17 protein-coding genes are annotated in these 24,681 nt (G+C 46.5%); 15 read left to right on the top strand and 2 right to left on the bottom strand.

Features of this window, described 5'->3' with window-relative positions:
- The first annotated feature begins 35 nt into the window (after positions 1-35).
- The 5 genes from cdaA (at position 36) to ABCM67_RS12870 (ending at position 7,208) form a co-directional block, all read left to right on the top strand.
- Positions 36-920, top strand: a complete 885-nt coding sequence (gene cdaA / locus ABCM67_RS12850) for a diadenylate cyclase CdaA (protein WP_021651893.1) — start codon at positions 36-38, stop codon at positions 918-920.
- Positions 901-2,202, top strand: coding sequence for a CdaR family protein (locus ABCM67_RS12855; protein WP_021651894.1), 1,302 nt, complete (start codon positions 901-903; stop codon positions 2,200-2,202). The genes cdaA and ABCM67_RS12855 overlap by 20 nt, the downstream gene beginning before the upstream one ends.
- 58 nt (positions 2,203-2,260) lie before the next feature.
- Positions 2,261-2,524 (top strand): HPr family phosphocarrier protein, encoded by a 264-nt coding sequence (locus ABCM67_RS12860; RefSeq protein ID WP_015527424.1) that lies wholly within the window; start codon positions 2,261-2,263, stop codon positions 2,522-2,524.
- 52 nt (positions 2,525-2,576) lie between these two features.
- The gene (locus ABCM67_RS12865) at positions 2,577-5,489 is read left to right on the top strand and encodes a L,D-transpeptidase family protein (RefSeq protein WP_342992902.1); all 2,913 of its coding nucleotides are present in this window, start codon (positions 2,577-2,579) and stop codon (positions 5,487-5,489) included.
- A 171-nt stretch (positions 5,490-5,660) separates the two neighbouring features.
- Positions 5,661-7,208, top strand: coding sequence for a GH25 family lysozyme (locus tag ABCM67_RS12870; protein ID WP_147602824.1), 1,548 nt, complete (start codon positions 5,661-5,663; stop codon positions 7,206-7,208).
- Positions 7,209-7,251: 43 nt separating this feature from the next.
- Here the strand turns inward: ABCM67_RS12870 and ABCM67_RS12875 are convergent, their stop codons facing one another.
- Positions 7,252-7,590: an EamA family transporter gene (locus tag ABCM67_RS12875; RefSeq protein WP_015527421.1), complete on the bottom strand. Its 339-nt coding sequence runs from the start codon at positions 7,588-7,590 to the stop codon at positions 7,252-7,254.
- On the bottom strand, positions 7,583-7,933 hold the full coding sequence (locus ABCM67_RS12880; RefSeq protein WP_015527420.1) for an EamA family transporter: 351 nt from the start codon (positions 7,931-7,933) through the stop codon (positions 7,583-7,585). Before ABCM67_RS12880 ends, ABCM67_RS12875 begins: the two co-directional genes overlap by 8 nt.
- 168 nt (positions 7,934-8,101) lie before the next feature.
- Between ABCM67_RS12880 and ABCM67_RS12885 the strand changes: the two genes are divergently transcribed.
- From ABCM67_RS12885 to ABCM67_RS12930, 10 genes are all read left to right on the top strand, one after another.
- Positions 8,102-9,034, top strand: coding sequence for a glycosyltransferase family 2 protein (locus tag ABCM67_RS12885; RefSeq protein ID WP_015527419.1), 933 nt, complete (start codon positions 8,102-8,104; stop codon positions 9,032-9,034).
- Positions 9,034-10,005 carry a hypothetical protein gene (locus tag ABCM67_RS12890; RefSeq protein WP_195635202.1) on the top strand — a complete coding sequence of 324 codons (972 nt, stop codon included), beginning with the start codon at positions 9,034-9,036 and terminating at the stop codon, positions 10,003-10,005. Before ABCM67_RS12885 ends, ABCM67_RS12890 begins: the two co-directional genes overlap by 1 nt.
- A complete protein-coding gene (locus ABCM67_RS12895; RefSeq protein WP_147602825.1) occupies positions 10,002-11,294 on the top strand; it encodes an ATP-grasp domain-containing protein in 1,293 nt (430 codons plus the stop codon). The genes ABCM67_RS12890 and ABCM67_RS12895 overlap by 4 nt, the downstream gene beginning before the upstream one ends.
- A gap of 88 nt (positions 11,295-11,382) precedes the next feature.
- A complete protein-coding gene (gene rffA / locus ABCM67_RS12900; protein WP_021651902.1) occupies positions 11,383-12,513 on the top strand; it encodes a dTDP-4-amino-4,6-dideoxygalactose transaminase in 1,131 nt (376 codons plus the stop codon).
- A gap of 18 nt (positions 12,514-12,531) precedes the next feature.
- Positions 12,532-13,848: a D-alanyl-D-alanine carboxypeptidase family protein gene (locus ABCM67_RS12905; protein ID WP_147602826.1), complete on the top strand. Its 1,317-nt coding sequence runs from the start codon at positions 12,532-12,534 to the stop codon at positions 13,846-13,848.
- 27 nt (positions 13,849-13,875) lie between these two features.
- Positions 13,876-14,433, top strand: a complete 558-nt coding sequence (gene rfbC / locus ABCM67_RS12910; protein ID WP_015527414.1) for a dTDP-4-dehydrorhamnose 3,5-epimerase — start codon at positions 13,876-13,878, stop codon at positions 14,431-14,433.
- A gap of 11 nt (positions 14,434-14,444) precedes the next feature.
- Positions 14,445-15,251 carry an ABC transporter permease gene (locus ABCM67_RS12915; protein WP_110102809.1) on the top strand — a complete coding sequence of 269 codons (807 nt, stop codon included), beginning with the start codon at positions 14,445-14,447 and terminating at the stop codon, positions 15,249-15,251.
- Between the two features lie 132 nt (positions 15,252-15,383).
- Positions 15,384-16,706, top strand: coding sequence for an ABC transporter ATP-binding protein (locus tag ABCM67_RS12920; protein ID WP_118625862.1), 1,323 nt, complete (start codon positions 15,384-15,386; stop codon positions 16,704-16,706).
- A gap of 14 nt (positions 16,707-16,720) precedes the next feature.
- Complete coding sequence (locus ABCM67_RS12925; RefSeq protein WP_147602827.1) at positions 16,721-22,360, top strand: glycosyltransferase; 5,640 nt, start codon at positions 16,721-16,723, stop codon at positions 22,358-22,360.
- Positions 22,336-24,681, top strand: a 2,346-nt coding sequence (locus tag ABCM67_RS12930) for a glycosyltransferase family 2 protein (RefSeq protein ID WP_342992903.1), incomplete at its 3' end; no start/stop codon positions are given. The genes ABCM67_RS12925 and ABCM67_RS12930, both read left to right, overlap by 25 nt.

Here is a 24,681-nt window from a genome sequence, read left to right on the forward strand (position 1 = left end):
CGATTGGAATAGCTCAGGAAGAAAGGAGGAGACTTATGCAGAATGTGCTGACAGTTGTGGTCGGATATCTTGGGAAAATTTCCCTTCCGGGACTTGGCGTGATAGATATCATTGAGATCGGACTGATTTCCTTTTTTGTATATCAGTTTATGGCATGGATCAAATTTACACGTGCATATACCCTTCTGAAGGGCATTTTGATCGTCCTTGGATTTATCCTGGTCGCATATATCTTCAAAATGAATACGATCCTCTGGATCTTCCGGAACCTGGCTAATGTGCTGGTGATCGGTGTGATCGTAATCTTTCAGCCGGAGCTGAGAAAGGCGCTGGAGCAGCTGGGACAGAAGAAGTTTGTTTCCAACATTATTCCCTTTGATTCCGGCAGGGAAGTGCAGGAGCGTTTCAATGACAAGACTATCAACGAACTGGTAAAGGCCTGTTTTGATATGGGTGAAGTTAAGACCGGAGCACTGATCGTAATCGAGGAAGAGATCCGGCTTGATGAATATGTGAGAACCGGTATCAATATTGACGGTATCCTTACCAGTCAGCTACTGATCAATATTTTTGAGCATAATACACCTCTTCATGATGGAGCGGTGATCGTGCGGGGGAACCGCGTAGTAGCAGCAACCTGCTATCTGCCTCTTTCAGATAATATGGAACTGAGTAAACAGCTGGGAACAAGACACAGAGCAGGTGTGGGTATCAGCGAAGCTACGGATTCTCTTACGATCATTGTTTCGGAAGAGACAGGACAGGTTTCTGTGGCCAGAGGCGGTGAGTTATCCAGAGGGCTTAACAGTAAGCAGCTTCGTGAAGTACTTGTTTCTGCTCAGAATAAAAAGGTTGTTGACAACGGTAAGCTGAGAAATCTGCTGAAAGGGAGAGTGAAACATGAAGAAAAATCTGACTAAGAACATCCCTTTGAAAATCATGTCGATCATTGTGGGAATCCTGGTGTGGCTGATCGTAGTAAATGTTGATGACCCTATCATTACGAAAGGCTTTGTGATCTCAGATGTGCAGATCATCAATGAAGCTTATGTGGATCAGCTGGGCAAGATGGTCATGCAGGATGATCGTGAAAATTCAGTACGTGTTTATATTACAGGTGAGCGGAAGATAGTCAACCGTCTCACCTCAAGTGATATTAAGGCAGTTGCAGACCTGCAGCAGGCTCAGTCTACCGATACAGACCCTGTAATGATCCCCATTACAGCAACCTGTTCCGGGATACTTCCAGAGAATATCCAGGTGTCACCGCAGAATCTAAGTGTCCATCTGGAAAAAAAGGTGACCAAGGAATTTGCGATCAACGTTACCAGTGATGACAGCAAGCCTGCACAGGGGCTGGAGGTTGCTTCGCTTACCGCAAATCCGGAAAAAGTCCGTATTACAGGACCGGAATCCCTAGTTGGTAAGATAGACAGTGTGAGTGTGGATGTAAGTTCAAAGCTTGAGGGAATCGACCAGGATACGACGATCACAGGCGCAGAACTGACCATCACAGATAAGAATCAGGATACACTTTCATCAAATTCCATGAGCTATCTGAAATTTGACAACAACGGAAAGGTTAATGTCACGGCAAAGCTCTGGAAGGTGCGTTCTGATATACGGATCAGTGCGGGATATACGGGAGAACCGGCAGAAGGTTATGTTGTGGACAGTGTCACGACAGTACCGGAGACTTTCAGCGTAGCTGGAAGTGAAGAAGCACTGAACAATCTGAAACTTCAGGGAAATACTATTTATCTTGATAATGAGAATGTGGATATTTCAGGAAAGAGCAATGACGTGGAAAAGAAAGTAAACCTGTCAGAACTTCTTCCGGATGGCCTTAAGCTGACATCTGGATCCAGTACGGACCTCTGGATCACAGTCAATATCCTGCCGGAGGGCAGTAAGATATACAGCTTCCCGACAGAGGATATCAAAGTAAAGGGTCTGCCTGATGATCTGCAGCTGGCGTTTGAAGTTGCGGATATTGAACTGAAGGTGCAGGCGGAAGATGGAGATCTTTCCCAATTTGATCTGAAGTCGGTAGGAGCAGCACTTTCCATGGATGACTGGGAGGAGGGCAGCTACGAAGTACCGATCAAAATCAGCCTTCCGGAAGGCTACAAGCTGCTGGAGGATGTAACCGCCGAGATCAAAATCTCCAAGGTTTCCAATGTAGACAGCAGCAGTCAGTAAGTAATCACAGCTTTGGACAAGGCTTGAAGGATAAGTAATATAAAGGGAGACAGCAGCAATGTTAAGTTATAAGGTAACGGTCAGGAACCCGTCAGGGCTTCATCTTCGTCCCGCAGGGCTTTTGTGCGGCGAGGCAATAAAATACAAATCGTCCATAACATTTCAGTATGCCGGAGGTACAGCGAATGCCAAAAGTGTTCTGAGTGTTCTGGGTGCCTGTGTTAAAAGCGGGGATGAGATCACACTGGTCTGCGAGGGTGAGGATGAACAGGCTGCGATAGATGCGCTTGTGGCTCTTATCGAAGGCGGACTGGGCGAATGATACGTAACAGATACAATAATTATTTACAGCAGCATGATCAGGAGGGATTATCGTGAAGAGAAGAGTTGTGGCAATTTTTCTCAGTCTGACATTATGCATGGGCGGAACTCTGGAAGCCGGCGCTGCGGCTTTGGGAAGTACAGACGTGCAGATGGCAGCAGAGACAGCCGGCGATCCGGCTGAGGATGTATTCAGTGATGAAGAGGGAACGACTGTACAGCAGCCGGAGACAGAAGCGGATCAGACAGGTAGTACTGACAGTTCAGAAGAAATACCGGTTGAACCGGAGAATCCAGCAGAGACACCGGATGTTATAGAAACACCGGAAACTACAGAAACACCGGAGGCTACAGAAACACCGGAAACTACAGAAGCACCGGATGCGACAACAGAAGACAGTACAGATCCGGGCGATGATTTCAGTGCAGGTGATGCACAGGAGCTGGATGCACCGTCAGCAGATACCGCAGTACAGAACAAAGTAGAGAACAACAAGGCAGAGGAAACTTCTGCTACCGGAGCATCACTGGTAAACGGTGTAGTCGTTGCCAAGACAAGTGACTGGGTTTCTGCAAACGGTTTTTACAGACTCCGCAAAAAGAAGGTTGCTGCATCTGCAGCCCCGGAGGGAAAAGCTTCTGAGGATCCTGCAGAAAGCAGTGAAGAAGAGCAGAAAACAACAGTTGATGAAACAGCTGCAGCAGCACAGGAGGTACAGCAGACTGAAGAGCTTCCGGAAGGTGCAGCAGAGAGTGAGCAGGCTCAGGTACTCCAGAATGAGTCAGCAGAAGGAGAGCAGGAGACTGCAGCAGAAGAAGTTTCTACAGAGGAAGTATCCGCAGCAGAAGCTTCTGCAGAGACAGCATCCGCAGATGTAGTGTCTGCAGAGGAGACATCCGAAGAGACAGCACCCGCAGAAACAGAGACGGCAGTCGAAACATCAGAGAGCGTAGATAACGCAGAGACTCTTGCCCAGGATGAAGGGAACGCTTCTCAGGTATCAGAAACAGGTTCCATCGAAGATAATTATTTTACTGCGCAGGATGGTCTTCTTAAGATCAATACCAACGGACATGTGGGATATTATCTTTTTAATGAAGACGGATATCTGGTAACCGGCCGTATGACCCGTGAGCCAGGTGCAGCAGGTTATACCGGAACACAGAAGACAGAATGGTATTTCCTCGAAAACTCCAAAGCTTCCCTGTATTCGGATTCCACCGGAAAAGCAATCACACCGTGGACATCCAATCTTGGCCAGCAGAAGAGAAATTACTGGTTATGGACAGGAACTGTTTTCCGCTATTATAATTCCCAGGGTGATTACAAATCCATAGAGGCTCAGAACCTTGTAGGCAAGATCAAAAAGATCGGAAATGCTTATTATACACTGATGCGTAACGGAAAACCGCGAACAGGAATCCTGAAGCTGACAACCGGTTCCACAACATATCAGTATTACTTCCAGCCGGCATCAAAGGCAGGAGAGATTCCAGGAAAGCTTTTTTATGGCGGATGGACATATGTTTTAAACAGCAAAAATCAAAAACGTTTTATCTATTGTAGTCCGAAGGCTGCCACACGTGGACAGATCATGAAACATGGAGTTTATGTATCACCTGTAATGTCCAAGAAATATCGATATATGCTGAATGCCAGCGGCTATGTTATGACGAATACAATGGCGAAGGCGCAGAATAACGCATATTATGTTTCAGACAGCAAGGGCCGCATCATTACAAAAAAACTTGTGAAGTATAAAGGCAGCAGATATTATTTCGGAGGCAATGGCCAGAGAGTTTCCTGGAAGAACTGCTGGCATGGCTGCCCGGGTGCATCCAACAAGATTTATTATTTCGGAAGCACAGCAGGAAAAGTTGTTGAAAAATATGGCTGGCAGAAGGTGACCGACGCAAAAGGCCAGTTCTTCGGATGGTTTTACTTTGACAAAAACGGAAACCACTATAAGAGCCAGATGATAACAAACAAGTCCTCCAAAAAGAGCTATTACTTTAATAGCACAGGACAGCTTGCAACAGGAAAAACAAAGATCGGCAAAAAATACTATTTCTTTGCAACATCAGATGCCAATGCGCACAGAGGCTGGATGTACAAGAGTACATTGATCCGTTACCAGAATAAGTGGTATTATGCAGGCGGCAACGGTGTTCTGAAAAAGTCAGGCTGGCAGAAGGTAGGTAAATACTGGTACTATCTGCAGAACTATACCGTTGTGACAAATAAATCCATGAAGCGTGGTTCCGTAAATGGTTATCTGGACAGCCAGGGACGTTTTTCCACCGGCTGGGTGATCGTCAGCGATTACTATGATCAGGTCAAATATATCGATCCGGACAGCGGTTCCAAGTATCTGACCAATACAAGCAGATGGATCGATGGAAAACTGTATTACTTTGATAAGGATGGTTACCGCCGTAATGATGTTTCCAGTATTTACGGAGGACCATATTACCTGGAGGTTGATAAGACCAACGGTGTTATGACTGTATACACAAATAGTAGCAAGACGATTCCGGTTAAGACAATCCGTGTTTCTGTAGGTCTCTCCGGAACACCTACATGGGATGGTACATACAGACTGACCCGCAGTCTGAGATGGCAGCCACTGATGGGACCGTCCTGGGGACAGTATGGAACACATGTTGACGGATGCGGACAGGGAGGAATCTTTATCCATTCCGTAGCCGGATCGACCAGGAGTGTTTACAATCTTCCGGCAGGCGAGTACCTGAAGCTTGGGCAGCCTGCATCTCACGGATGTATCCGTACCTGTGTGGCTGATGCGAAGTGGGTATTTGAGAACTGTAACGGTTCTACGATCCACATTTACAGCAGCGGAAATTACGTTAACAATGAATCCTTCAAGGGACCGTTAGGCCGCAGACCGCTGGCAACCTTCCGTGGAGCCGGAAACTTTGATCCTACAGACCCGGAAGTTCCGTGATCTTTACCGAACAGTACCAGAAAGAAATATATAGAATAACCGAAGACCGATGTTCAGCTGTATGAAGCTGACATCGGTCTTTTTCCATATATGGCTTTACTTTCCATTTTTTCATATGTATAATAAAAGTCATGCACAAATAAACAACATAATTTATGGAAGGAAACTAAAATGAAAAACTGGAAGAAATGGTTGGTGGCAGGCTGTATGGCAGCACTGCTGGGAATCGGAACAATGGGAACTACAGCGATGGCCATGGGCGGCGGAGGCGTAGACCGAAGCGAGGCAGTTGCTGAGGAAGAAAAGGTCCCCAGCGGGAAGGCAACACAGGATTCCAGGGCAAGCTCAAAGGCCTGGAAGAAGATCAACGGTGTCTGCTATAACGGAAGCGGCCAGAAGCTGGAAGGTGCTGTCACACGTGGAATCGATGTTTCTGAGTGGCAGGATACCATCAACTGGAGCCAGGTCAAAAAATCTAATGTAGATTTTGCCTTTGTCAGGATCTCCTATGGTCTGAACCATCTGGATAAGACATATGATTACAACATGAAACAGGCAGAGAAGGCAGGTGTTCCGACAGGAACCTATGTGTACAGCCTTGCACTGAACACACAGCAGGCACTGAAGGAAGCGCAGCTTGCTATCCGTAAAATGGATGGATATAAAGTATCCTATCCGGTGGTTTATGACATTGAATATGATCAGATGCGCAATCTTTCCGCATCACAGATCGCGGATCTGGCAAAGACCTTCTGCAATGAGGTAAAAAAAGCCGGATATCATCCAATGATCTACTGCAATACAGACTGGTATGACAACAAGCTTGACTGGAGCAAGATGACAGGTTATGATGTATGGCTTGCGCGGTATGGTGATACGATTCCGGCTCCTGACAAGAAAAAGTACAAATATACCATCTGGCAGTCCACCGATGGTGACGGTGGCGGATATCTGAATACCACCAAGGGTCTGGTTGCGGGAATTCCGTCTTATTCTACTGTAGATATTGACTTCGGTTATGTTGATTATACCAAGATCATCACACCCAGATGGCATGTACAGACCGGATACAAAGCATCCACCAGACCGGATACCAGCAACTATAAAGGAAAAACCGGCTGGGCAACAGAGAACGGAAAGAAATTTTATTATGTCAATGGTGTCAAAAAATACGGCTGGGTTCAGGTGAAAAATAAGAAATATTATATCCATAAGACCGCAGGAATGTGCCGTTCAAAGCTGATCAGAGATTCCAAGAATATTTCCAGGTATGTAGATAAAAATGGAGTCCTTGTGAAAAATACCTGGATCACCTATAAGGAGAAAAAATATTATTTTGACAAAAACGGACATGCGTTAAAGGGCATGAAAAAGGTTGGAAAGGACTATTATTATTTTCAGGCCAAATACGGATACATGATGAAACACGTGCGGTACATGAACAGCAGGAATGATGTATATTATTTTGGCGGTGACGGCGTTATGGTCAAAAAGGTATTCTATACATGGAGCGGAAACAATGAAAGCCATACCTATTATTTTGGCTCCAATGGAAAGATGCAGAGAGGCTGGCTCAAACTGGACGGAAAGAGATATTATTTTGATCCGGAAACAGGAATCATGTACAAAAACTGTACTATTGAGAAAAACGGAAAGAGCTATACATTCGATGAAGATGGTATATACACAACTGTATCCGCAGCAAATAAGAAAAAATAAAAAAATGCCGGCAGCTTTACGTACGCTGCCGGCATTTTTATGATCATAAGGTATAAACAAGGATTCCTAGAATGATGATCAGATTTCCAATAATCTTTCCGCGGGAAATCTTTTCTTTCAGGATCCGCCAGGAAAACAGCAGGACAAAAACATAGGCGGCAGTATCGATCACCGGTCCGAATTTCATATCCACTTTGGTGTAGCACCAGGTATTCAGGAGCAACACTCCAAAAAAGATACCATAGGCCAGGATCACCCGCCAGTTCAGATATTCCCGGAGGGGATTTTTGTATTCCATATTGGCACTCTGCTTCAGAAGTACCTGGGAAATTGCCGAAAAAAAGGTTCCGGCCAGCATGATCAGCATAAATGTTCTATTCATATCTCTGCACCATCCAGACTCCGATCAGAACGATCAGGATGCCGATGATGTTCTGAAGCGAAAGATTTTCGTGAAAAATGATCACAGCCCATACCTGGGACCACAGAAGATAGACGCTTTTGTTGGCGTAGGCCGTGGAAAGGGAAAATTTTTTGATCACCTGCTGCCATGCAATGGCGTAGATCCCACAGTTTGCGATCATAAGAAAAAGAAATACATAGAGAAGAGGACTATGAAGCCCTTCTTTATTGTAATAAACCGATGCAAGCTTGGAAAAAACGCTGGTAAGAGAAAACAGCAGGATATTCAGATGAAGCTGAATATAATCTTTGATTTTTGTCATGTTTCCTCCATATCATAAATGCGATTATCATAGACTGATAATCAATATATATCATCCGGCAGGTTTATGCAAGAAAATGTTTGAACAATGTAACGGTTTACAACAGGAAATGAAAATGATAAGATTAAACGATAAGTGTCAATTGATACAAAAGAGAGGAAAAACGATATGTGTTTATATTCAGTGGTTGTTCCTGTATACAATTCAGAACATACGCTGCAGGAACTGTACACCCGTCTGGAAAAAGTATTCCGTGAAACGATAAAAGAAGAATTTGAACTGATCCTTGTAGATGACGGGTCCAGGGACCGGTCTTTTGCGGTTATGCAAGAACTCCGGGAAAAAGATCCCCGTGTCAAGATCATCCAGATGGCAAGGAATTTTGGACAGCATCCTGCGCTTCTGTGCGGATTTGCCCACGCAAAGGGAGAGTTCATCGTAACTATGGATGATGACCTTCAGCATCAGCCTGAGGAGCTCCCCAAAATGATCAATGTAATGAAGGAACGTGACGATGTGGATGTGATCATTGCAAGCTATGAAGGACGTAAGCATAATCTGATCCGGAAGCTGGGCACAAAGCTGTCTGTATGGGCAACTTCCAAAATGCTCGGCAAGGATCCGAACCTTCAGATCACCAGTTATCGACTGATCCGCCGGTTTCTGGTGGAAGCCATGCTGAAGACCAATACATATCTTCCGCAGATTGGAAATCTTCTGGTTTTAAGCTCCAACCGTATCATCAATGTTCCGGTGCAGCATGCAGCACGTGCATATGGAAAGAGCGGATATTCTTTTCGCCGCCTTGTGAAGGATCTCATCTATGATATTACTGCCCATACGGCATTTCCGTTGCTTATGGTGCGAAACATCGGCATTGCCAGTTTTCTGGTAAGCTTTTTACTGGGGATCTATTATCTGGTGAGATATTTTCTGTGCGGGATCTCAGTGGAAGGCTGGACATCTCTGATGCTCGTGATGCTGGCATTTTTCGGACTGACATTGCTTTCAATCGGGATCATCGGTATTTATCTCATGAATATTCTCAATGAGGCCAAAAAGATGCCGCACTATGTGATCCGTCAGGAGGAGACAGACTGATGAAAAAAGAGATCGGCGGCTATCTGGAACTGGAAGAACCGGCGGGACAGGAATACTATCCAGATCTCTGCGGCGTGAATCTCGGAAGAACAGCGCTTTTGTGGCTGATGGAAGCACGCAGGTGCAAAAAGATCTACCTGCCATTTTTTCTCTGCGATTCCGTAACCGGTGCCTGTGAGAGGTCCGGGGCAGAAATCGAATTTTATCATATGGATGAAGGTCTGCATCCGGTTCTTGAGGAGAGAACTCTTCCGGAAGGAGAATATCTGTATCTGGTAAATTATTATGGCCAGCTTATCGATGATAAGATCTGGAAATATAAAAAAATCTATGGAAATATCATTGTGGATCATACGCATGCGTTTTTTCAGAAGCCGCTGCCGGGTGTGGACACTCTGTACTCCTGCAGAAAATTTCTCGGAGTCAGTGACGGAGCATATCTGTCTACCGATGCGGAGCTGGAACCGGAAAAGAAGCCCCTGGATCATTCCATGGGAAGAATGGAGCATATTCTGGGACGTTATGAATATGATGCCGGAACCTTCTATCAGAAAATGCTGGATAATGCAGCAAATTATCATGAGATGGAGATCCGCCGAATGTCCCGTCTGACCGGAAACCTCCTCAGGACTATGGATTATTCCGGTATCAAAACAAGAAGAGAACAGAACTACCGTCTGCTGTCGCAGCTTCTTCCTTCAAGGAATGCTTTTACAGGGGAGGTGCCGGAGGGACCGTTTGCCTATCCGTATTATCATAAGAACGGATTAGAGCTTCGACGCTGGCTGGCAGGTCGGAAGATTTTTGTGCCGACAAACTGGCGCAATATCCTGGAAGAATTTGACAGGGATACCATGGAATATGACTGGGCTGCCAATGTGCTGCCGCTTCCCTGTGACCAGAGATACGGGGCAGAAGAAATGCAGTATATCGCGGATTCCATAAGAGAATGGGAGGAAACGGAATCATGAAACACAGATTGCTGATACTGGGAACGTTGGGAGAATTTGAGCAGCTGGTGCAGAAGGCCCGCGAAAAAGGATACTACACCATTGTCTGCGACGGATATCCGGATGGTCCGGCAAGAAAATTTGCAGATGAGGCATTTCAGATCCCGGTAACAGATACGGAACGGATCGCCTGTCTCTGCTGGGAAAAAGAGATCGATGGGATCATCACATCCTTTTCCGACCTTCTTCTGGAATGTATGGTAAAGATCGCGGACCGGGCAGGAATCCCCTGTTATCTGAAACCGGAGCAGCTTCCCTGGTATCGTGATAAATCAGCGACCAGAGCACTGCTTACTGAACTGGGACTTCCCACTCCGGGCTTTCGAAAAATCCCGATTGCATATTTTAAAGACAGGTCCAAAAGAACTCAGCTGAAAGAGCTGCTTGAGGGACTTCGTTATCCGGTAGTCAGCAAGCCACTGGATAAATACGGCTCCCGCGGGATCTATATATCCGAAGATCTGGAGGAGCTGATAAACGGGGCAGAAAAAACAGCAGGATTTTCTGATATGCCGGAGATTTTGGTGGAAGAATATAACGATGGCTATGAATTCAATATGATGACCTGGGTGCAGCATGGAAAGGTCCATGTGATCAGTATTGCAGACCGTGAAAAGACATTTGTTGCCAAAGGGGAGATCCCCATCAGCACAAGAAATGTGTATCCTTCCAGATTATTGTCAAAAGTTGAAAAGCCTGCCACAGAACTTCTTCAGGCATATGCGGACAGAACCGGTCAGAAAGACGGAGCCCTTTCCATGCAGTTTTTCTGGAAGCCGGGAGAAGGTATCCAGGTCTGCGAGATCGCCGCACGATTTTTCGGATATGAGCATGAATTGACCGATATGGTCTATGGATTTAATATGGAAGAGCTTCTTCTTGCATCTCTCTATGATCCGGATAAGCTGGAAAAAATGCTGGCAGAACACGATGTTCATAAACCACAGTGCTGTGGAGCTGTCATTTATTTTCAGGGAAGGCTTCTTACCATCGGGGATCAGTCTGCGGCAGTCCGGCTGGGAGAGAAAGAACAGGTGGAAAAGCCCTGGATCTTTTATCAGGAAGGAGAGAAGGTCATTGAGCATGGTCCTAATCCGTATCTGGCATTATATTATGTAAAAACAGAGAATCGTAAGGAAATGGATCTTCTCACAGAAGAGTTTTATGAGGAAATGCATATTCTGGATCCCAACGGCCAGGAGGTGGCATACCATAATCAGATCCCAGATTATGCACCGGCAGAAAAATAGGCATTGAATTTACAACATGAGTGTGAGAAAATGAAATGTGCAGTTAATGTAGAAAAACCATGAAGAATAAGAAATAAAGAGGAAATACATGATTGATTTTAACAGACCTGCGTTTACAGGTAAGGAATTTGAGTACATCCGTGACGCAGTAGAACGGGGAATGCTCTGCGGCGACGGGATCTACACGAAGAAATGTTCTGCATGGATGGAAGAGCGCTTTCATGTGGGTCATGTGATGCTGACAACCTCCTGTACCCATGCACTGGAGATGGCTGCTTTTCTGGCAGATATCCAGCCTGGCGATGAGGTGATCATGCCGTCTTATACTTTTGTATCAACGGCAGATGCATTTGTGCTTCGCGGTGCAAGGATCGTATTTGTGGATATCCGGCCGGATACCATGAATATTGATGAGAAGCTGATCGAACAGGCAATCACAGATAAGACCCGCGCGATCGTTCCGGTCCATTATGCAGGAGTAGCCTGTGAGATGGACACGATCATGGAGATTGCCGGAAGACATGATCTGAAGGTAGTAGAAGACGCGGCCCAGGGTGTGGATGCCTACTATAAGGGAAAAGCCCTTGGTACCATTGGAGATTTTGGCTGCTACAGCTTCCATGAAACTAAGAACTATACCATGGGAGAGGGCGGTGCGATCCTGTTCAACGGGGAGCAGTACCTGGAGAAGGCAGAGATCCTGAGAGAAAAAGGAACGGACCGCAGTAAGTTTTTCCGTGGTCAGGTAGATAAATACCGCTGGATGGATTATGGATCATCCTATCTTCCGAGCGAATTGAATGCGGCATATCTTTATGCCCAGCTGGAGCAGCATAAGAAGATCAGCGATAAGCGGATGCAGATCTATGATTTTTACAATGAGAACCTTAGATTTCTGGCGGAGGAAGGAAAGATCCAGCAGCCTTATGTACCGGAAGAATGCACACATAATGCACATATGTACTACATTAAGGTACATGATATCCAGGTACGCACAAGGCTTCTGAAATATCTCCGCGAAAAGGATATCTGCAGTGTGTTCCATTATGTACCCCTTCATTCCGCACCGGCAGGAAAAAAATTCGGAAGATTTTCCGGAGAAGATGTTTATACTACAAAAGAAAGCGAGCGTCTTATGCGACTGCCTATGTTCTATAATCTGGATATGGAGGATGCGAAGAGAGTTGTGGATGCGATTGCTTCCTTTGACGGGTTTTGACAGAAGAAGGGGAGAGTTATGAAAAAAATAAAAAAATTACTGGCAGTTTTCGCAGCAGTCGGTGTGGCGCTGATGCTGCCGTTACAGACCATGGCTGCAGTGGATCTGAATGCGAAATATGATATCAGCACCAACCAGATTCAGGGATGGCCGGCAGGACCGGATATTACCTCAGATACCGGTATCCTGATGGATGCAGACACAGGAGTTGTTCTTTATAACAAGGGCGGAGATGAACAGAGATATCCGGCCAGCATTACCAAGATCATGACCTTGCTGGTGGCAGTGGAGAACTCCACCATGGATGAGAAGGTGACCTTTACAGAGACCGGGGTGCGTAATGTTACGGCAGATTCCAGTAATATCGGCACAAAGGTGGGCGAAGTCCTGACTATGGAGGATTGCCTTCATGCTCTGATCATCCAGTCTGCCAATGACGTTGCGGCACAGATCGCAGAGCATATCGGCGGGACAGAGCAGGCATTTATCGATATGATGAACCAGCGCGCCAGTGAGATCGGATGTACCAATACACATTTTGCAAATTCCAGCGGACTTCCGGATGATAATCATTATTCTTCAGCACGGGATATGGCGCTGATCTTCCGAGAAGGCCTGAAAAATGAAACATTCCGTACGGTTGTGGGCACACCGGACTATATCATCCAGCCTACAAATATGAACAGCCAGCAGAGAATCCTGCATACCCATCATCCTATGTTTGCACCGGAAAGCGGATTTTACTATGAAGGCTGCATTGGTGGAAAAACCGGAACTACCGTTGCGGCAGGGCATACACTTGTCACAGGAGTGACCAGAGATAATACCACATATATTGCAGTGACTATGCGTGGAACAGAGCTTTCCAATTCCTGTATGGACAGTACAGCTATGTTCAATTACGCATTTGAGAATTTCACAAAAACAGAAGTAAATGGCGGCTATGTATTCCTTCCAAAAGGGGTGGAGCTGAATTCCCTTACCGAGAAGTCAGAGAATACCAATGGGAAAACAGAAACCGGTTACTATTTCGGAGACTATCTGATCGGTACCGCAAGTGTTGCACAGGCAACTGATACACCGGTACCGGAACCGACCGCGGCGGCAGAGGACAGCCAGGAAGCGGACAGTTCCGAAGCGGAAGCTTCCACAGAATCAGCAGAGGAAGATAACAGCAAAACAACAGAGAAGAGTACAGCCGGAGAGGACACCAGCGAAAAAAAGAGCATTCCTGCCCTGCGTAAGATCCTTCTTATGATCATGGCAGCGATGATCCTGATCCTGATCGCCCTTCTTGCGGCTCTCAGAATAAAAGAAAAGAAACATCACAAATAAATCAAAACAGAAAAGGAGAAAGAAAAAATGGGAAAAATAAAAGTAACACAGTGCGGAGATATTGAAGGACTGAAAGTGATCGAGCCAACTGTATTTGGTGATTCCAGAGGATATTTCATGGAAACATACAATTATAACGATTTCAAGGAAGCAGGCATTGATGTAGAATTCGTTCAGGATAATCAGTCCAGCTCCCGTTACGGTGTTCTCCGCGGACTTCATTTCCAGATCAGCTATCCTCAGGATAAGCTGGTACGTGTGGTAAACGGAGAAGTGTTTGATGTTGCGGTTGACCTTCGTGAAGGCTCCAAGACCTTTGGAAAATGGTATGGTGTAGTCCTTTCCGCAGAAAACAAGAAACAGTTCTTTATTCCTAAGGGATTTGCTCATGGCTTCCTGGTACTTTCCGAGAATGCAGAGTTCACTTACAAGTGCTCTGATTTCTATCATCCAAACGATGAGGGCGGACTGATCTGGAATGACAAGGACATTAACGTTGAGTGGCCGATCCCGGAAGGCATGGAGCTTATTTTCTCCGACAAGGACCAGAAGTGGGGAAGCTTCGAGGAATATAAGAATCGATAAGGAATTGCAGAATGAAGAAAATATTAGCTTTGCCGGCGGAGCTGTACCAGAATCGAAAGCTGGTTTTAAGCCTTGCAAAAAATGATTTCAAAACAAAATATGCAGGATCCTATCTTGGTATTGTCTGGGCATTTATCCAGCCTATCGTAACGATCCTGGTCTACTGGTTTGTATTTTCCGTAGGACTGAAGGCCGGAACGGTATCGGATTACCCTTTTGTACTCTATCTGGTATCCGGTATCGTGCCGTGGTTTTTCTTCCAGGATGCATTAAACGGTGGAACCAATGCCCTGATCGAATACAATTATCTTGTGAAGAAGGTTGTATTCAAGATCAGCATCCTTCCCATCGTAAAGATCATCTCCGCACTTTTCGTGCATGTTTTCTTTGTGGCCTTTGCACTGATCTTATGTGCATGCTACGGATATACACCAAGCCTTTATACACTGCAGATCATTTATTACTCTGTCTGCACCTTCCTTTTTGTACTGGGACTTGTGTATGCTACAAGTGCGATCGTCATTTTTTTCCGTGATCTGACCCAAATCATCAGTATTTTTCTTCAGGTGGGTGTATGGCTTACACCGATCATGTGGGATATCAATATGCTTTCTTCACATCCATGGCTGATCAAGCTGTTTAAGCTGAATCCGATGTACTATGTAGTTACGGGCTACCGTGATTCCATGCTTGGTCATATCGGGATCTGGAACCATGTTTCATGGACGATCTATTTCTGGGTAGTTACGATCCTGCTTTTCGGACTGGGATCTGTGATATTCAAACGTCTGAAGCCGCATTTTGCAGATGTACTTTAATTGAATGCGGATGGCGGATATCCGCCTGATCCGAACCGGACAGTTCCCATGGGGGATTTGCTCTGTAAGGATAAAAAGCAGAACGGCGGCAGATTGTGAGAGTGAACGATTTACACAAAAGTGAGGTTGAAAATGGCAGAAGATATTGCGATTTCAGTAAATGATGTCAGTAAGATGTACAAGCTTTACGATAATCCTATGGATCGTCTTAAGGAGTCCCTGGGATTATCTAGAAAAAAGAAATATAAAGAGCATTATGCGCTCAACCATGTATCCTTTCAGGTGCATAAGGGAGAAACAGTGGGAATTATCGGAACAAATGGTTCCGGTAAATCCACGATCCTGAAGATCATCACCGGCGTACTTTCGCCCACGGCCGGGGAAATAGCCGTAAACGGAAGGATCTCAGCGCTTCTGGAGCTGGGAGCCGGATTTAACGGAGAATATTCCGGACTTGAAAATGTATATCTCAACGGAAGCATGATCGGTTTTTCCAGGGAAGAGATCGATGCCAAGCTGCAGTCTATTCTGGATTTTGCAGATATCGGTGATTTTATCTATCAGCCGGTAAAAACATACTCCAGTGGTATGTTCGTGCGTCTGGCTTTTGCGGTAGCTATCAATATCGATCCGGAGATCCTGATCGTTGATGAGGCTCTTTCCGTAGGAGATGTATTTTTCCAGGCAAAATGTTACCGGAAATTCGAAGAGTTCAAGGAAATGGGAAAGACCATTCTGTTTGTAAGCCATGACCTGAGCAGCATCGGAAAATACTGTGACCGTGTTGTGCTTCTAAACAAAGGTGAGAAGCTTGCAGAGGGTGGTGCCAAGGAGATGGTCAATCTTTACCGTCGTGTGCTGGTCAATCAGTATGACGATGCAGATCTGGAAGAAAACACAGATGATGCAGAAGAGGGACAGGCGACGGAGAACCAGGCAGCCGGAGCAGACGTTTCACTGAAAGCACATACCGGAAGCGGTAAAGCTATGAAGGACAGCCTGAACCTGAATCCCAAGGTCCTGGAATACGGCAGTAAGCTTGGCGAGATCGTGGATTTTGCCATCCGGGATGATACAGGTATGATCACCAATGTGATCGAAAAAGGCAAGGAATTTTCCGTTCAGATGAAAGTGAAGTTCCAGGCAGATGTCAGCGATCCGATCTTTGCATTTACCCTGAAAGATCTGAAAGGCACCGAGATCACAGGAACCAATACCATGTATGAACATACGCCTCTGAAACCGCAGAAGGCAGGCGATGTCCGTGAGATCACCTTCAAACAGGTGATGCCTCTGGAGGCAGGGGAATATATGCTGTGTCTGGGCTGCACCGGATATAAAGACGGCGATTTTACCGTATTTCATCGTCTTTACGATGTGTGTAACCTGACCGTGATCACAGATAAGAAAGCAGTGGGATATTTTGATCTGTTTTCCAAAGTATCTGTGAAATAAGTGGAGGAACGACTATGGCGGAGTTGAATTTAGATTATTATACGGCGAAGGATCATTATTCCGATGGGGATATCGAGGAAACACTTCTGAAAATGGCACAGGAAGGCAAATCTTTTGAAGACTTGCCGGAGGAAGAGGTGAGTTTTCCAATGGTCTACCATTTTTCAGGGCTGCGGGAGAATATCTTAAGCTGGTATCCTCTGAAAAAGGCGGATTCCGTTCTGGAGATCGGAGCCGGATGCGGAGCCATTACCGGAATGCTTTGCCGCAAGGCCGGTCATGTGACTTCCGTGGAGCTTTCCAAACGTCGGGCAGATATCAATTATGCGAGAAACAGGGATAAGGAAAATCTGACGATCATGGTTGGAAACCTGAATGACATGACTTTTCCGGAAAAATTCGACTATGTGGTAGTAAACGGTGTGCTGGAGTATGCCATGAGCTTTACCGAGGGAAAAACTCCTTACGAGACATTTCTTCAGCGTATGGGCGCTTATCTGAAGCCGGAGGGAAGACTTCTGATCGCCATTGAGAACAGACTGGGATTGAAGTACTTTGCCGGAGCACCGGAGGATCACACAGATCTTCATTTTTTCGGGATCAATGGATATCCGGGAAATCAGTCTGTGCGCACCTTTTCCAAGAATGAACTGGGAGAGCTGCTGGAAAACAGCGGCTTTCCTTTTCTGCGCTTTTACTACCCGTATCCGGATTATAAATTTCCGACAGAGATTTTTACAGATGAGAGCCTTTATACCAATTCCTACGGAAGAAGCTATCCTGTATACACAGATAAGACAGCAGATCTTTTTGCAGAAAGTGAAGGCGTAAAGGCCTTCGAAAAAGAGAAGATCCTGGACAGCTTTGTGAATTCTTTTCTTGTGGAGGCAGGACGTACCGAAAACCGGGACCCGGAGGAAATCCTTTATGTGAAGCTGAACCAGGAGCGAAAAGAAAAGTTCCGTCTTCTGACCAGGATCGTCCGGGAGAACGGAGAGGTCCGTGCGGAAAAAGAGGCTATGGTGCCCCAGGCTGAGGAATTTGTGGAAAAACTGGAAAAAACCGGAACAGAGAGTACTGGATCCGATAAATACAAGAATCTTCCCTGCAGGGCAGAAAACGGAAAGATCTCTTATCCGCTCCTTACTGGAAAAACTCTTCACCAGGAAATCGCAGAGCTTGCCCAGAAAGAAGATCTTGAAGAGATCAAGGCCCTTCTTAAAAAATTCTATCAGGAATTTTTCGGGGCTCGTCAGGTTGTGGATTACAGGACCGGAGAGTTCCGCGAGGTATTTGGTGATCATCCGGGAAGAGAGGATTACGAATGTGTCTGCCCGGCCAATGTGGACCTGATCTGCAGCAACATCTTTATGGGAGAAAAGGAAAATCAGATCATAGATTATGAGTGGATGTTTGATTTCCCTGTGCCTGTGAATTTTATCATGTGGCGCCTGATCCATGAACTGTATACACATGTTTCTGAGCTGCCGCGGTTATGTCATGAGGATGAGATGATGGCGGAGTTTGACATCAGCTATACAGACTATGAGATATTTATGGATTGGACCATGCATTTCGTCTATGAGTATGTGGGCTGCGGTTCCCTGATCCCGTTTGAACAGAAAAAAGTGCCGGTTTCCGTAACAGAGCTGGTGAACAGAGAAAGAGAAAAGCACCAGATGCACAGCAAGCTGTACTATGATCTTGGTGAGGGATTCTGTGAAGAGCATACACTTTATGCAGAGGGAAAACTTTCCGGAAACCGTTTCCGGGTAGAGTTTGCGCTTTCCGGTATCAAAGGAATACGAAATCTCCGCTGGAATCCTGCAAACGGTCATTTCCTGAAAGTGAGGATAGAGCGTCTGGATTGCGGATGCAGTGCGGAGCTTGTGCCTCAGGGTGTCCATATGAAGGTGGATAACAGTACCACTGCGTTTTTTACCACCGATGGCTTTTATCTTATCGATGTTACGCACCCGGAAAATGTGGACAGGATCGTAATAGAGGGAAAACTTGACTGCCTTGAGCTTCCGGATGTGGAAAAGCTTCTGGCCTTTGAAAAAGAGCGGGAAGTACGAAGAGAACAGGAGCGTATCAGAAAAGAGGCTGAACGTGCCGCAAAGCAAGCTGCAGAGGAAGCAGCACGTGCGCAGGAAGAGGCCCTTCGTCATCCAGGCAAAAAAGCGCAGGTAAAGAGACTGGTCAAAAAGGTTCTTCGCTATCATACAGAGCCGGCAGCAGTGATGGGAGTGGAGACAACTCCTACCTGTATGGGCAGTGTTGATTTCTTCCATTATGAGAATGGCACCTTAAATGCCATTGGCTGGGCCTTTGATCCGACGTTTGCGTCTATGGGACAGCCAAGGATCGCATTTTATCAGGGAACACAGAAGCTTCAGGAGGCTTCCTGTACTACGATCTACCGTACGGATGTGGCTAATGCCATTGGAAATCCGGATGCGGAAAGTGCCGGGTTTTCTTTCCTGGCAACGGTTCTTGCGCCGGCAGAGACTTCTGTTTTCCTGGAATACGGAACCGCAGCGGATACCGGAAGATTCCTTATCGGAAAGATCCCGGGAACCAGGGATCAGAAAGAGCTTCTGGTATACGCGATCGAAGATCCGAAGAGTATCGGAAATCTTCGCCATTTCAAACAGCGTCATGTACGCAGCACGAGAAAGGCATATCCACAGGCAGTCTATCAGCAGAAGGTGGATGTGATCGTGCCGGTTTACAACGGACTGGAGTATTTTGATGCCCTGTTTTCCGGAATTGAAAAGACAAAGGTTCCATATCGTCTGATCCTCGTAAATGATAAGAGCCCGGATCCTGAGGTAGGAAACTATCTGGAAAAATATGCCGCAGAGCATGACAATGTGGTACTTCTTAATAATGAGACCAATATGGGCTTTCTTCCGTCTGTAAACCGTGGATTAAAGATGGCGGAAAATCATGTGGCTCTTGTAAATACAGATGTGGAGGTTCCGGAAGAGTGGCTGGAGCGCCTGATGCTTCCGATCTTTGCAAAGGAAAATGTTGCAACCACTACACCGTTTACCACCTGCGGAACCATCTGCAGCTTCCCGGATTTCTGCCGGGATAACAAACTGTTTGAGGGAATGCCGCTGTGGGAGATCGATGATGAATTCCGCATGATCCGTCCGCAGTATCCGGCTATGCCTACCGGTGTGGGCTTCTGCATGGGTATGAACCTGAAAGCAATCCAGGAGGTTGGCCTTCTGGATGAGGAGAATTTCGGAAAAGGCTACGGTGAGGAGAATGACTGGTGCCAGCGTGCCATAGCTGCAGGCTATGAGAACGTGCATGTGGATAACCTGTTTGTATATCACAAGCATGGTGGAAGCTTCCCGTCTGAGGAAAAGCAGAGACTTCTGAAAGAGCACAGTGAGGCGCTGCTCCGCAAGCATCCGGATTACAACAAGGATACTGCGGATTACTGCAGAAGAGACCCGCTTCGTCCGGTAAGACTCTACGTGGAAATGAAGCTTCTCAACAGGAAGCTGGATGTGCCTACCATTGTGGCCTTTGACCATGATCTTGGCGGCGGTGCAACGGCTTATCTTGTGGAGAAAAGACGTCTGGCTCTGCGGGAGGGATACCGTTTTGTGACCATCCGCTATAATATCGTAAGCAATCGTTTTTACTTTACGTATCAGTATAAGCAGTATGAGATGGAATTTTTTGCAAATGATCTGGAAACTGCCCTTGGTGAGCTGATGCGTGTGGATGAGATCTGGATCAACGAGCTTGTGACCTATCAGAATCTTTACGGAACCCTGGAACGTATCCTGCGTCTTAAGAGAGAGCAGGGGGCGAAGCTCCTTATGCTTCTTCATGATTTCTTTGCCCTTTGCCCGGCAGTGAATCTGATCGATGCAGAAGGAAAATACTGTGGTGTTCCATCCTGTGAGGTCTGCGATAAATGTATTCCGGATAACCGCAGCAATGCCTGCACAGAATACGGAACCGGAACGCTCTGGCGTACAAAATTCCGGGAATTTCTGTCAAACTGTGATGAGATCCGTGCATTTTCCGATGATACGGCAAGGCTGTTCAAGCGTGCTTATCCGGATGTATACAATCTCCATGTGATCCCGCATGCACCCCATTACCTTCCGGCAGTGAAAAAAAATAAAAAAACCACAGAGACCTTTAACATTGGTCTTATCGGCGTACTCTGCTACAAAAAAGGCCTGGAGGTTGTGAAGGCGCTTGCAGGATATATCGAAGAGAATGAACTGAATATCCGTCTGAGACTGATCGGTACTTCCGACGAAGAGATCGAAAGTCCGGTATTTTCCCAGACAGGAAGATATACAAGAGAGGAGATCCCAAGACTTACCCTGGAGCAGGATATTGATATGTTCCTGATCCCGTCCGTATGGCCGGAGACATTCTCCTACACAACCTCGGAGATCATTTCCATGGGATTTCCGGTAGCGGTACTTCCGGTAGGTGCACCTGTAGAACGTGTGAAACGCTATGCCAAGGGCCTTGTTCTGAAAGATGAGAAGCCGGAGAATATTGTGGAAGAGATGATTTCTCTGTGGAAAACTCTCGGCGAAAGTGAGCTCCCTGTGGAAAAACGCAGGCTTCTTTTTGTAGGAGAGGAGATTTCCTTTGCCTCCAGATATCGTGTGGAGCATTTCCGGGAGCAGCTGATCCTTAAAGGCTATGCATCGAAGTTTATCCAGATAGATCAGGCAGAGCAGGAAAAGATCGAGGAATATACAGCGATCGTGATGTACCGCTGCAGCAAGCTGATGGAAGCAGAACTGCTTGCCAACCGGGCGAAAGCAGCCGGAATCCCTGTTTACTATGATGTGGATGACCTAGTATTTAATTACGAAAAAATTTCCGGGCTGCATTTCCTGAAGGGAAGCGAGTACAGTGACTTCCGCACAACTACAGACCGTATCCGCGGATGTATGGGATTCTGCGACGGATATTTTACATCTACGGAGACACTGGCAGGAGAGATCCGGGAAGAATTTCCGGAAAAACCGGTGGTGATCAACCGCAACTGTATGAGTATGGAGATGGAGATCCTGTCTCACGAGGCTGTGGAGCAGACAGACAAGGCTAAAGACCGGATCTATATCGGATATTTAAGTGGTTCCAAAACCCATGATCAGGATTTTGCCCAGGTGGAGGCAGCACTTCTGGAGGTGATGGAGCGCCACCCGGAGGTTTACCTGAAGTTGGTGGGTGTGCTGGATGAATCCGGAATGGAGCCGGTGCAGAACCGCATCGAGAAGCTTCCGTTTATGGACTGGAGACAGCTGCCTGCCGTGATCGCAGGACTTGATATCAATCTGATGCCGCTAGAGAACAGCCTGTTCCACTGGTGCAAATCCGAGAATAAGTGGACAGAGGCTGCCCTTGTAAAGGTTCCGAGTGTCATGAGCCGTAACTGTGAGATGGAATACGTGGTCGAAAACGGAAAAGATGGCTGGATGTGCACCACAAAAGAAGAGTGGGTCAATGCCCTGGAAGCTCTGGTTACTGATGAGAAGGCCAGAAAAGCCATGGGTGAGACCGCACATCAGAAGGTTATGGAACATTACCTTACAGTAAATACCGGAAAGGATGCAATGGAGGAATTGTTATGCAGCGAGAGCTATACGAAGTAGAAAAGGACAGGTTTGACCTGAAGGACAGTTCTCTGTATCACCTTCAGGGAACCTGGCCGAAGGATCATAAGCCGGAAGCCGTTCTTGACGGGGAAAAGCTTCCGGCAGCCATCAGTGCCCAGGAGCGTGTCAGCGCCCTGGAGCGCTTTAAGGATCTGGATCTGGTAAACGGAGAACGTGTGCAGATGGAAATCTGCCTGCCGGATCTGGAGGGCAAAAAGAAGCTTGTTGTTTATGCGGTAAAGGGTGAAAAACGTATCCGGTGGTTTTCTGTTCCTGCAGCACAGCTTTACAGGAAACAGGGAAAACCGCAGTACTTTATTGAGAGCATCGAGGTGGAAGCCGGGGAAAAGATCTGCCGTGTCCGTGGCTGGGCAGCCTTTAACAGCCCCCTGACCATACGCCTGGAGGATCGCAGCCGGAAGGAAATCCCCTGCGAGATCACCAGACTGAAACGTGTGGATGTACAGAATCAGTACCAGGAAACAGAGATCGATGAGAAGAGCGGTTTTTTCTTTGAATTCCATTATGACAGTGTGAAGGAATTCTACATTGTATTTGAGGCAGGCAATGTGCGGACGCTTCGTCTGGTACATCTGCAGCCACAGAAGCGCCTTGCGGAGAAAGCTGCGGTATATTTCCGTAAGGGAAGCCGTTACATGAAGCTTCACGGGGCAGCAGCCCTTACCGGAAAGGTATTTGGAAAGGTGCTGGACCGTAAAAACCGTCCGGTGGATTATTCCAAATGGATCGTGAAGCATCTGCCGGACAAGGCAGAGCTTGCAGAAGAAAGAAAAACGAAATTTTCCAGGAATCCAAAATTCAGTATTGTGATCCCGCTTTACAAAACACCGGAAAAATATCTCCAGCAGCTGGTAGATTCCATAGAAGCCCAGACCTACGGGAACTGGGAACTCTGTCTTTCCGACGGAAGCGGAGCAGATTCTCCTCTTACCGATTATCTGAACAGGCTGGAAAAAAGTGATGACAGGATCCGTGTGATTCGCAACGACCAGGCACTTCAGATCGCAGAGAATACCAATGCGGCCATGAAAGCGGCAACAGGAGATTATATCGTATTTGCAGATCATGATGATGAGCTGACGCCGGACGCTCTGTTCCGGTGTGTGAAAGCGCTGAATGAGGATCCGGAGCTTAAGGTTCTGTATTCCGATGAAGATAAGATGTCCATGGACGGGCACAAATTCTTTCAACCGCATTTCAAACCGGACTTCAATATTGATCTTTTGTGTACAGTAAACTACATCTGTCATCTTTTTGTCGTAAAAAAAGAGATCGTGGATCAGATCGGAATGCTGAAAAAGGAATTTGACGGTGCACAGGATTATGATTTTGTGTTCCGCTGTGTGGAAGCTGCGGGAAGAGAGCAGATCCATCATATCCCCAGGATCCTTTATCACTGGAGATGCCATGAGGATTCCACAGCAGAGAATCCGGAAAGCAAAATGTATGCCTTTGATGCAGGAGCACGTGCCATCAAGGCTCATTATGACAGGCTCGGAGTTCCGGTGGAAATCGAAAAAGGTGAATATCTTGGACTTTACCGTACAAAATTCCTCTGGGAGGAAAAACCGCTGATCTCCATCATCATCCCAAACAAGGATCACATCGATGATCTGAAGAGATGTATTGATTCCATCGAAGAAAAGGCAACTTACCGCAATTATGAGTATGTGATCGTGGAGAACAACAGTACGGAGGATGAGACCTTTGCTTACTATAAAGAGCTAGAAGCATCCAATCCGAAAGCCCATGTGGTGTACTGGGATGGTATTTTCAACTATTCTGCCATCAATAATTTCGGAGCTGCTCATGCTAAGGGTGACTATCTGCTTCTTCTCAACAATGATACGGAGATCATCAGCCCGGACTGTCTGGAGCAGCTTTTGGGATACTGTATGAGACCGGATGTGGGAGCTGTAGGAGCGCGGCTCTATTATGAGGATGATACCGTGCAGCATGCAGGAGTAGTCGTTGGCTTCGGCGGCATTGCGGGACACTGCTTTGTGCAGCAGAAGAGAGACGCTACCGGATACTGCCACAGGATCATCTGTGCCCAGGATTACAGCGCGGTAACCGCAGCCTGCATGATGGTGAAGCGTGAGGCCTTTGATAAGGTTCACGGATTAAGTGAGGAATTTCAGGTTGCCTTTAATGACATAGATTTCTGCCTCCGTCTGGGAAAAGCCGGATATCTGGTTGTATACAATCCTTATGCGGAGCTTTATCACTATGAATCCAAATCCAGAGGTCTTGAGGATACACCGGAGAAGGTGGCAAGATTTAACCGCGAGATCGCT

Source organism: Blautia sp. 2227st1_G12_2227SCRN_220401, from assembly GCF_039062885.1.
Lineage (GTDB): Bacteria > Bacillota > Clostridia > Lachnospirales > Lachnospiraceae > Blautia_A > Blautia_A fusiformis.

Coding starts and splice junctions, on each gene's coding strand:
- cdaA (WP_021651893.1), top strand. CDS start 36: ATGCAGAATGTGCTGACAGTTGTGGTCGGATATCTTGGGAAAATTTCC.
- ABCM67_RS12855 (WP_021651894.1), top strand. CDS start 901: ATGAAGAAAAATCTGACTAAGAACATCCCTTTGAAAATCATGTCGATC.
- ABCM67_RS12860 (WP_015527424.1), top strand. CDS start 2,261: ATGTTAAGTTATAAGGTAACGGTCAGGAACCCGTCAGGGCTTCATCTT.
- ABCM67_RS12870 (WP_147602824.1), top strand. CDS start 5,661: ATGAAAAACTGGAAGAAATGGTTGGTGGCAGGCTGTATGGCAGCACTG.
- ABCM67_RS12875 (WP_015527421.1), bottom strand. CDS start 7,590: ATGAATAGAACATTTATGCTGATCATGCTGGCCGGAACCTTTTTTTCG.
- ABCM67_RS12880 (WP_015527420.1), bottom strand. CDS start 7,933: ATGACAAAAATCAAAGATTATATTCAGCTTCATCTGAATATCCTGCTG.
- ABCM67_RS12885 (WP_015527419.1), top strand. CDS start 8,102: ATGTGTTTATATTCAGTGGTTGTTCCTGTATACAATTCAGAACATACG.
- ABCM67_RS12890 (WP_195635202.1), top strand. CDS start 9,034: ATGAAAAAAGAGATCGGCGGCTATCTGGAACTGGAAGAACCGGCGGGA.
- ABCM67_RS12895 (WP_147602825.1), top strand. CDS start 10,002: ATGAAACACAGATTGCTGATACTGGGAACGTTGGGAGAATTTGAGCAG.
- rffA (WP_021651902.1), top strand. CDS start 11,383: ATGATTGATTTTAACAGACCTGCGTTTACAGGTAAGGAATTTGAGTAC.
- ABCM67_RS12905 (WP_147602826.1), top strand. CDS start 12,532: ATGAAAAAAATAAAAAAATTACTGGCAGTTTTCGCAGCAGTCGGTGTG.
- rfbC (WP_015527414.1), top strand. CDS start 13,876: ATGGGAAAAATAAAAGTAACACAGTGCGGAGATATTGAAGGACTGAAA.
- ABCM67_RS12915 (WP_110102809.1), top strand. CDS start 14,445: ATGAAGAAAATATTAGCTTTGCCGGCGGAGCTGTACCAGAATCGAAAG.
- ABCM67_RS12920 (WP_118625862.1), top strand. CDS start 15,384: ATGGCAGAAGATATTGCGATTTCAGTAAATGATGTCAGTAAGATGTAC.
- ABCM67_RS12925 (WP_147602827.1), top strand. CDS start 16,721: ATGGCGGAGTTGAATTTAGATTATTATACGGCGAAGGATCATTATTCC.